Origin of the sequence: Micromonospora parastrephiae (genome assembly GCF_016802865.1) — a bacterium.
In the GTDB taxonomy this organism is placed as follows: domain Bacteria; phylum Actinomycetota; class Actinomycetes; order Mycobacteriales; family Micromonosporaceae; genus Micromonospora; species Micromonospora parastrephiae.
Window position 1 is genome coordinate 1 of record NZ_JAEVHM010000200.1, and the last position, 9,475, is coordinate 9,475.

5 protein-coding genes and 4 pseudogenes are annotated in these 9,475 nt (G+C 71.4%); 6 read left to right on the forward strand and 3 right to left on the reverse strand.

Features of this window, described 5'->3' with window-relative positions:
- Positions 1–224 (reverse strand): annotated as a pseudogene (locus tag JNW91_RS26475) (ATPase); the annotation flags it as partial.
- A gap of 204 nt (positions 225–428) precedes the next feature.
- Here JNW91_RS26475 and JNW91_RS26480 point away from each other — a divergent pair.
- The 5 genes from JNW91_RS26480 to JNW91_RS26500 are packed head-to-tail and all read left to right on the forward strand — an operon-like array spanning position 429 to position 5,471.
- A complete protein-coding gene (locus JNW91_RS26480; RefSeq protein WP_203178100.1) occupies positions 429–1,391 on the forward strand; it encodes a MurR/RpiR family transcriptional regulator in 963 nt (320 codons plus the stop codon).
- Complete coding sequence (locus tag JNW91_RS26485; RefSeq protein ID WP_203178102.1) at positions 1,388–2,137, forward strand: sugar isomerase domain-containing protein; 750 nt, start codon at positions 1,388–1,390, stop codon at positions 2,135–2,137. Before JNW91_RS26480 ends, JNW91_RS26485 begins: the two co-directional genes overlap by 4 nt.
- Before the next feature lie 26 nt (positions 2,138–2,163).
- Positions 2,164–3,615, forward strand: coding sequence for an N-acetylglucosamine/diacetylchitobiose ABC transporter substrate-binding protein (gene ngcE / locus JNW91_RS26490; protein WP_203178105.1), 1,452 nt, complete (start codon positions 2,164–2,166; stop codon positions 3,613–3,615).
- Between the two features lie 18 nt (positions 3,616–3,633).
- Positions 3,634–4,542, forward strand: a complete 909-nt coding sequence (locus JNW91_RS26495) for a carbohydrate ABC transporter permease (RefSeq protein ID WP_203178107.1) — start codon at positions 3,634–3,636, stop codon at positions 4,540–4,542.
- On the forward strand, positions 4,542–5,471 hold the full coding sequence (locus tag JNW91_RS26500; RefSeq protein ID WP_203178109.1) for a carbohydrate ABC transporter permease: 930 nt from the start codon (positions 4,542–4,544) through the stop codon (positions 5,469–5,471). Before JNW91_RS26495 ends, JNW91_RS26500 begins: the two co-directional genes overlap by 1 nt.
- A gap of 6 nt (positions 5,472–5,477) precedes the next feature.
- Here JNW91_RS26500 and JNW91_RS26505 read toward each other — a convergent pair.
- Together JNW91_RS26505 and JNW91_RS26510 are read right to left on the reverse strand one after the other, a co-directional pair.
- Positions 5,478–7,174: pseudogene (locus JNW91_RS26505) on the reverse strand (ABC transporter ATP-binding protein).
- A gap of 50 nt (positions 7,175–7,224) precedes the next feature.
- Positions 7,225–8,957, reverse strand: a pseudogene (locus tag JNW91_RS26510) (ABC transporter ATP-binding protein).
- A 100-nt stretch (positions 8,958–9,057) separates the two neighbouring features.
- Between JNW91_RS26510 and JNW91_RS26515 the strand changes: the two are divergent.
- Positions 9,058–9,387 (forward strand): annotated as a pseudogene (locus JNW91_RS26515) (bifunctional 3'-5' exonuclease/DNA polymerase); the annotation flags it as partial.
- Between the last annotated feature and the right edge of the window lie 88 nt (positions 9,388–9,475).

Sequence of the window (9,475 nt, forward strand, 5' to 3'; positions counted from 1 at the left end):
CCGGCCAGCCCGATGGTGCCGGCGGCCACCCGGGCCGGGTCGACGTCGGCGAGCGCGCCGCGGAGCGCGGTCAGCAGTTCGGCGGCGGCCCGTTCGGCGCCGTGGCTGGTGGGGTTGCCACCGCCGGCGCGACCGGTGCCGAGGCGTTCACCGGTGAGGGTCAGGGCGGTCGCCCGGGTGGACGTACCGCCGACGTCGAGGCCGACCACGACGGTGTCGGACATCGGCACGGGCCTCCTTGCGCTGCACGGCGATGGCCTGTTCATGCTGGTCGGCGCGCTCGCGTAGGGCAAGATCCGGCGGGCGCGAGGGGCTGTGCACCAGGTAACAGTTTGAAAACTTCGCCCACAGTCTTGACACGGAGGGGCCTCTAGTAAGAACTTTTACCACTAACAGTTAACAGTCTTTGCGGAAAGGTGAGGCGTCCCATGGTTGATCACGAGGTGGACACCGCCGCGGGGACCGCGGTGGTCGACGCCGATGCGATCGACCGGCGGGGCAGCCTCGGGTCAGCCTCCGACGGCGTGTTGGCCCGAGTCCGCAACGGGCTCGGCGACCTGACCGGCGCGCTCCGCCGGGTCGCCGAGCACGTGCTCAGCGACCCGGAGGCCGCCGCCCGGTCCACCATCGTGGAGCTGGCCGAGCGCAGCGGCACCTCACCGGCGACCATCACCCGCTTCTGCCGGGCCATGGGCTTCGAGGGGTACGCCGACCTGCGGCTGGGCATCGCCGCCGAGACCGGCCGGGCCCGCTCCGCCGGTTGGACCGTCGACATCGGACGGGAGATCCAGCCCAGCGATCCGCTCGCGCGGGTGCTCGACCAGATCATGGCCGCCGACACCCGGGCCATGCACGACACCGCGGCGCTGCTCGACCTCGCCGAGGTGGAACGGGCCGCCGTGGCGATCGCCGGCGCGAGTCGGGTGAACATCTTCGGGGCCAGCGGCAGCGCGCTGGTCGGCGAGGAGATGCAGTTCAGCCTGCACCGCATCGGGGTGGCCGCGTGGGCCTGGAACGACGTCCACGAGGGGCTGGCCAGCGCGGCGCTGCTGCGCACCGGTGACGTGGCGCTCGGCATCTCCCACACCGGGCAGACCCGCGAGACCATCGAGATGCTCGCCGAGGCCGGCAGCCGCGGCGCCACCACGATCGCGCTCACCGGCTTCCCCCGCTCGCCGCTGGCCGAGCTGGCCGACATCGTGCTGCTCACCGCCAGCCAGGCCACCACCTTCCGGCCGGACGCGCTCTCCGCCCGTCACCCCCAGCTGGTGGTGCTCGACCTGCTCTACATCGCCGTCGCCCAGCGCACCCACGACCGCGCCCACGCGGCCTTCCGGCGTACCGCGCAGGCCGTCGACGGGCACAAGGCCGCGAAGGGAGCCCTCACATGATCAGCGCCCAGGGGTACGCGGACGCCGTCCGCCCCGTGCTCGACCGGTTGCTCGACTCCGAGGCCGACGGGATCACCCGCGCGGCCGACCTGATCGCCGCCAGCCTGCGTGCCGGCGGCGTGCTCCAGGCGTTCGGCGCGGGGCACTCCGAGGCGTTCGCCGCCGAACTGGTCGCCCGCGCCGGTGGCCTGGTCCCCACCAACCGGCTCTCGGTACGGGACCTGGTGGTGCACGGCGACGCCCCTCGCGACGTGCTCGCCGACCCCAAGCTGGAACGCGATCCCTCCATCGCCCACCAGATCTACGCGCTCGCGGCACCCCAGCCACGCGACGTGTTCGTGGTGGCGTCCCAGTCCGGCATCAACGGCTCGGTGGTCGAGCTGGCGGCGCTGGTCACCGAGCGCGGTCACCCGTTGATCGCGGTCACCTCGGTCGAGCACACCGCACGGGTCGCCCCACGGCACCCGTCCGGTCAACGGCTCGCCGACCTCGCCGACGTCGTGCTGGACAATGGCGCGCCGTACGGTGACGCACTGCTGCCGCTCGAGGGCGGCGGCGCGGTCTGTGCGGTCTCCTCGGTCACCACGGCGCTGCTGGCGCAGTTGCTGACCGCGGAGGTCGTACGACGGTTCCACCAGGCCGGAGAGGTGCCCCCTATCTACCTCTCCGCCAACGTCCCCGGCGGGGACGAGCACAACATCGCCCTCGAGTCGCGGTACGCCGGGCGTCTCCGGCGCACCGCCTGACCCGAATTCCACAAGGAGAGACGACGATGTCGATTACCCCCGAACACCCGGCCGCGCTCGACCGTCGCACGGTGCTGCGTCGCGCCGCCGCCGTGGGAATGCTCGCCACCCCGGCCGTCGGCCTGCTCAGCGCCTGCGCCACCAGCGGCGATGACAAGGAGAACGAGCAGGTTGCCGGTGGCACCAAGAGCGAGAAGAACCCGCTGGGTGTCAAGGAGGACGCCCCGATCGAGGTGGTCATCTTCAACGGTGGCTACGGCGAGAAGTACGCCACCGACGTGCACGAGCCGCTCTACAAGACGGCGTTCCCCAAGTCCGAGGTCAAGCACCAGGCGACCCAGGCGGTCTCCACCGTGCTCCAGCCGCGGTTCGCCAGCGGCAACCCGCCGGAGTTCGTCAACAACTCGGGTGAGAAGTTCCTCGACTTCGGCGCGCTCGTCAACGACGGCCAGCTGCAGGACCTCACCGAGCTGTGGGACGCGCCGTCGGTCGACGACCCGAGCAAGAAGGTCCGCGACACCATCATCCCGGGCGTCGTCGAGCAGGGCATGTTCAGCACCGCCGACGGGCAGCGCAAGCCGTTCGTCCTGTACTACGTGTCGACGGTCTACGGCATCTGGTACTCGGGCAAGCTCTTCAAGGACAACGGCTGGACCGCGCCCACCACCTTCGACCAGTTCAAGGCGCTCTGCGAGCAGATCAAGGCCAAGGGCATCACCCCGTACGGCTACGCCGGGGCGAACGCGGCCTACTACCAGTGGAACGTGATCCTGAGCCAGGCCGCGAAGATTGGTGGCGCGGACGTTCTGAAGAACATCGACAACCTGGAGGACGGCGCCTGGAAGCAGGACGCTGTCAAGCAGGCCGCGGAGGCGTGGGCCGAGATCGGCGCGAAGTACTCGGACAAGAGCTTCGAGGGGCTCAAGCACACCGACGTGCAGCTGCGGCAGAACCAGGGCAAGGTCGCCTTCTACCCGTCCGGCGACTGGCTGGAGAACGAGCAGAAGAAGGACACGCCGGCCGGGTTCACCTACCAGCTCATGCCGGTGCCCAGCCTGACCGCGTCGGACAAGCTGCCGGCAACCGCTATCCGGGCGGCCGGCGGCGAGGGATACTTCGTCTCGTCGAAGAGCAAGAACCCGCGTGGCGGTATGGAGTACATGCGCCAGATGCTCTCGAAGGCGGGTGCCCGGGGCTTCACCGAGACCGTCGGCGCGGCCACGGTCGTGCCGGCCGGCAGCGAGGGCTTCCAGTTCCCGCCGGGTGTGGCCAGCGCCCAGGCCGCGCTCAAGGCAGCCGGCAACGACGTGTTCAACATGCTCTTCGACAACTGGTACAAGGAGCTCGACACGGAGGCGCGGACCGCCACCAACGAGCTGATGTTCGGCCGGATCAACGCCGACGCCTTCGTGGAGCGGATCCAGAAGCGCGCCGACGCGATCAAGAAGGACAGCTCCGTCACCAAGTTCAAGCGCTGATCGATCGGAGCTAGGGTCATGCGGCACGGCAAGTATCCGTTCGTGATCGGGTTCCTGTTCGCCCCGGTCGCGCTGTACGTGACCTTCGTGATCGCGCCGTACGCGCAGGCGTTCCAGATCTCGATGACCAACTGGCGGGGGCTGTCCGCTCCGCAGTGGGTGGGCTTCGACAACTACCGGAGGCTGCTCGACGACGGGGCCTTCTGGAAAGCGGTCCAGCACCACGGCGTACTGCTGCTTGCCCTGCCGCTGATCACCATCGCCATCGCGTTGTTCTTCGCCTTCCTGCTCAACGTGGGCGGCAAGAGCAGCGGGGGGCAGCGCCAGGGGGTCTGGGGGGCGAAGTTCTACCGGGTGGTGTTCTTCTTCCCCCAGGTCCTGGCGGTGGCCATCATCGCGGTGCTGTTCCAGATGGTGTACCGGCCGAACGAGTCCGGCCTGATCAACGGCGTGCTGATGAAGTTCGGCCTGGACCCGATCCTCTTCCTGGTCCGTCCGAACCTGGCCCTGTGGTCGATCATCGCCGTGCTGGTCTGGCAGGCGGTCGGCTTCTACGTGGTGCTCTTCTCGGCGGGGATGGCCTCCATCCCCGGGGAGATCTACGAGGCCGCCGAGATGGACGGGGCCACCAAGGTGACTCTGTTCTTCCGGGTGACCCTGCCGTTGCTCTGGGACACCCTCCAGGTGGCCTGGGTGTACCTCGGCATCGCGGCGTTCGACGCGTTCGCCATCGTCGCGGTGCTCTCGGTGGACGGCGGCGGCCCGGACGGCGCCACCACGGTGCTGGCCATGGAGATCTACCGCAACGCGTTCGTCTACTCGAAGTACGGCTACGCCTCGGCGATGGGTGTGGCGCTGTTCTTCCTCACCCTCACATTCGCGGCGCTGACGCTGCGGCTCACCAAGCGGGAAAGCGTGGAGTACTGATGAACCCCCAGTCGACGCTGCCGCCCCCACCGGCGGCGCTACCGCCGAAGTCCGGCGACCCGTCCGCCACCGTCGGTCGGGGGCGTAAGGGCCCTCGCTCGGAGGTCCGGCTCTTCGCCGGCCTGGGGCACGTCGCGCTCGCCGTCTGGGCGGTCATCGTGATCGTGCCGATCCTCTGGACCTTCCTCGCCGCGTTCAAGAACACCAGCGAGATCTTCAGCAGCCCGTGGACGCTCCCGGCCGAGCTGCGCTGGGAGAACTTCTCCCGGGCCTGGACCAAGGCCAACGTCGGCCGGTACTTCCTCAACAGCGTGATCGTGGTGTCGTGCAGCACGTTCCTCACCATGCTGCTCGGCTCGATGGCGGCGTACGTGCTGGCCCGCTACAAGTTCTGGGGCAACCGGGCGATTTACTACCTCTTCGTCTCCGGGTTGGCCTTCCCGGTCTTCCTGGCCCTGGTGCCGCTCTTCTTCGTGGTGAAGAACCTGGGCCTGCTGGACACCCACACCGGCCTGGTGCTGGTCTACACCGCGTACTCGCTGCCGTTCACGGTGTTCTTCCTGGCCGCGTTCTTCAAGACGCTGCCGTCGTCGGTCGCCGAGGCGGGGATGATCGACGGTTGCGGGCACACCCGGCTGTTCTTCCAGGTGATGATGCCGATGGCGAAGCCCGGCCTGATCAGCGTCGGGATCTTCAACATCATCGGTCAGTGGGCGCAGTACCAGTTGCCGCTGGTGCTGCTCTCCAACGCCAAGGACAAGTGGGTGCTCACCCAGGGCATCGCCGACATCTCGGTCAACGCCGGCTACGAGGCCGACTGGTCCGGGTTGTTCGCGGCGCTGACCATCGCCATCCTCCCGATGATCATCGTGTACGCGGTCTTCCAACGCCAGATTCAGTCCGGCCTCACCTCCGGTGCCGTGAAGTAGCCCCGGTCACCTCAAGCGCTCGTCGGCCTGCGTGTGCCAGGAGTGCCAGAGCGCCGCGTACGCCCCGTCGCAGCCACGAGATCATCGTGGCTGCCGATCTCGGTGATCCGGCCGTCGGCCAGGACGGCGACCCGGTCGGCGTCGTGCGCGGTGTTGAGCCGGTGCGCGATCGCGATGACGGTACGCCCGACCAGCACGGCCGCCAGGGCCCGCTCGGTACGCCGGGCGGTGCTCGGGTCGAGCGCGGCGGTGGCCTCGTCCAGGATCAGGGTGTGCGGGTCGGCGAGCACCAACCGGGCGAGGGCCAGTTGCTGGGCCTCGGCCGCGCCGAGTTGGCGGGCATCGTCGCCGAGCACGGTGTCCAGGCCGTCGGGTAGCTCGGCGTACCAGTCGGCGCCCACGGTGACCAGCGCGGCGCGCATCTGCTCGTCCGACGCGTCCGGAGCGGCGAACGAGAGGTTGTCGCGGACCGAGCCGATGAAGACGTGGTGCTCCTGGGTGACCAGGGCGATCCGCCGCCGACGTTCGGCGGGTTCGAGGTCGGTGATCGGGCAGCCGCCGATGCTGACGACGCCGAGGCGTGGCGCGTCGATCCCGGCCAGCAGTCGGGCCAGGGTGGACTTGCCGGCGCCGGACGGGCCGACGACGGCGAGCCGCTCACCGGGCTGCACCTCCAGGTCGATGCCGTGCAGCACGTCGTGCCCGCCGGAGTAGGAGAACCGCGCCCCGCGGACGACGAGCCGCTCGCCGCGCGAGGTGGCCGTCGTGCCGGGCGGCTCCGGCGGGACCAGGCCGACGCCCAGCACCCGGGCGAACGACGCGAAGCCGCGTTGCGCCTGCTCGGTCCATTGCAGCAGCCGGTCCAGCGGGTCGATGGCCTGTTGCAGGTAGAGCGCGGCGGCGATGACCGCGCCGAGCGAGACCATGTCCCGGGTGAGCAGGTAGCCGCCGACGAGCAGGACCATGGCGACCGGCAGCGGGTAGCTGGCCTCCACCACCGAGAAGAACACGGTACGCAACGCGAGCGTCGCCCGGCGGGCCTGCCACACCCGGACGACGCGGGTGGTGCCGTGCCGGATCCGGTCGTCGGTCAGCCGCAGCGCCTCGACCGTCCGGGCACCCTCGGCGGTGGTCGTCAACGCCTCGGTCAACTCGGCCGAGGCCGCCCCCTCGGTGAGGTACGCCGAGCTGGCCCGGCGCAGGTACCAGCGGGTCACCGCCACGATCGAGGGCAGCCCGGCCAGCGCCGCGAGCCCGAGCAGCGGGTGCAGCAGGAACACCGCCCCGAACAGCAACGTCAACTGCACCGAGGCGATGACGATGGTGGGTACCACGTCGCGGACGGTGGTCCCGACCGTCGCCACGTCGACCGAGCTGCGCGTGGCCAGGTCCCCGGAGCCGGCGCGCTCGACGACCGAGACCGGCAGTCCGAGTGTCCGGGTGACGAACTGCTCGCGCAGCTCGGCGACGGCCCGTTCACCGAAGCGGTGACCGACGTACTGGGCGAATCGGGAGAGCAACGCGCTGACCAGGACGCAGCCGGCGATGGCCAGCGCCAGCCGGTCCACGGTGGCCACCGGGGCGCCCGCGGTGACCCGGTCGACGATGGCGCCCAGCAGCCAGGGCGGGGCGAGACCGGCGAGCGCGGCGGCGCTGTGCAGCGCCAGCACGACACCGACCGCCCGGCGATGCCGGCTGATCATGTCCCGCAGAGCGCGGCGTACCGTGCCGCGGTCCGCGACCGGCAGCCGGCTCACCGGTACGCCTCCTCGGCGTCGGCGGGCCGCTCGGCGACGGGATCGTCGCTGCCCCGGGCCACCAGGTGCCGGTAGCCCGGTTCCCGGTCGAGCAGGTCGGTGTGGGTGCCGACGGCGGTGATCCGGCCGCCGCTCAGGTGCGCGACCAGGTCGGCGCGGCCGAGCAGCAGCGGCGACGTGGCGAGCACCACCGTGGTCCGCCCGGCCCGTGCGGTCCGCAGCCGCTCGGCGATCCGCGCCTCGGTGTGGGCGTCCACCGCCGAGGTCGGGTCGACGAGGATCAGCACCTCCGGCCCGGCGAGGAGCGCCCGGGCCAGGCGTACCCGTTGGCGCTGACCGCCGGAGAGGGTCCGGGCCCGGGCGTCGAGCGGGGTGTCCAGCCCGCCGGGCAGCGCGTCGACGATGTCCTCCGCCGAGGCGGTCCGCAGGGCCGCGCCAACCTGTTCGTCGTCGGCCCCGGGGCGCAGGACGTCCCGCAGCGTCCCGGCGAAGAGGTACGAGTCGTGGTCGGCGACCAGGATCCGGGCGCGGACCTCGTCCAGGGCGACCCCGGTCAGCGGTACGTCGCCCCAGGTGGTGTCGCTGGCGACGTACCGGCCGAGCCGGTCGGCCAGCGCCACGGCCGCGCCGGATCGTCGGCGGCCACGCCGGTCAGCCGGCCGGCGCGTACGGTCAGCCCGGTCACCGGGTCGTGCAGGTCGGCGGGGCCGGTCGGCGCGGTGACGGCGTGCGGGTGGCGTGCGTCCGGGACGGTGGCCGGCCACCGGCGACCCGGCCCGCCGACGTCGTCCGGGGTGAGCTTGAGCAGCTCGGCGATCCGTCGGGCGGCGACCCGGCCCCGGATCAGTTGGTGACTGCCCCAGAGCAGGAACCAGACCGGCACGATCAGGGTGGCCACGTAGCCGTAGACGGCGACCAGTTCGCCGACCGTGATGGTGCCGCTCACCACCATCCGGGCGCTCAGCCACACCACCGCGGCCAGGAACAGGCCGGGGATGGCGACGGTCGCCGCGTCGATCCAGCTCTTGACCGCGCCGACCCGGTAGCCCTCGGCGCGCAGGTCCTGGGATCTGGCCGCGTACCGGCGGGCGAAGAGGTCCCGACCGCCCACTCCGGCGAGCACCCGCAGGCCGGCCACGATGTCGCCGGACCGGGCGGTGAGCGCCCCCTGCTGCCGGCGGTAGACCGATTCGGCCCGTTCGAGGCGGCGCAGCAGCGGCCCGACGACCAGACCGACCGCCGGCACCCCCACCAGCACGCAGAGCGCGAGCATCGGCGAGATCGACCAGAGCACCACGGCGATGACCCCGTACGCGACGATCGAGCCGACGCCCGGTCCGGTCAGCGTCAGCACCTCCGCCGCCCAGTTGATGTCGGAGCCACCGACGGTGGCCACCTCGCCGGCGGCGGTCCGGCGCGGCAGCGTCGCGCCGACCCGGGACAGCTGACGCAGCAGGACCTCCGCCGAGCGGGCCTTGGCGTCCTCCCGAATGAAGGTCATCGTGCGGTGTCGCATGATGCCCAGGTATGACAGGGCCACTCCCGCGACGACGATCGCCGTGACCCAGAGGACCAGGGCGCGGGTGTCGCGGGCGCGTAGCCCGTCGTCGACGGCGCGGGCGATGAGGTAGGGCCGTGCCGACAGCCCGACCATCCAGGCCGTCCCGAGCAGGCTGCCGCGCAGCACCCGCCAGGGCTGGCAGCGGACCAGCCACCACAGGTACCGCATCGGACCGCGGGTATCGGGAGTGCCGGGGTCGGAGTGCGGGATCTGCGGGGGCACCTGACCACGCTACCGAGCACCCGACCGACCCACCGACCCGTTTTCCCTGTCGGAGGGAAGAGGCAGAATCACGTTCGTGCTGGTGGCGGTGGTGACGGACGAGCGGGGCGGGGGAGAGTTGCGTCCCCTCGACGCCGCCGGCCGGCCCGTCGGCCCGATCGAGACCGTCAGCGACCTCGCCGCGGCGATGGCCGCGCGGGAGGCCGCGGAGCATCCGCGGTGGGTCTGGTCCACCGCCGGCGCGATCTACCCGGCGCTGCTGCGGGCCGGTGTGCGCGTCGAGCGTTGCCACGACGTGGAGCTGACCGAGGCGTTGCTGCTCGGGCATGCCGGCCGCTGGGGTGAGCCCCGCTCGCTGGCCGCCGCCTGGAGCAGGGCGTGAAGTGCCCGCTCAACGGGCTGCTCGGTCAGACCGGCCGACGCGCGCCGGGCGCGCAGGCGATCGTGACGGGGCTCATGTGGCG

Excerpts from the sequence above, each read along its gene's own strand:
- JNW91_RS26480 (WP_203178100.1), top strand. The coding sequence starts at position 429 with ATGGTTGATCACGAGGTGGACACCGCCGCGGGGACCGCGGTGGTCGAC.
- JNW91_RS26485 (WP_203178102.1), top strand. The coding sequence starts at position 1,388 with ATGATCAGCGCCCAGGGGTACGCGGACGCCGTCCGCCCCGTGCTCGAC.
- ngcE (WP_203178105.1), top strand. The coding sequence starts at position 2,164 with ATGTCGATTACCCCCGAACACCCGGCCGCGCTCGACCGTCGCACGGTG.
- JNW91_RS26495 (WP_203178107.1), top strand. The coding sequence starts at position 3,634 with ATGCGGCACGGCAAGTATCCGTTCGTGATCGGGTTCCTGTTCGCCCCG.
- JNW91_RS26500 (WP_203178109.1), top strand. The coding sequence starts at position 4,542 with ATGAACCCCCAGTCGACGCTGCCGCCCCCACCGGCGGCGCTACCGCCG.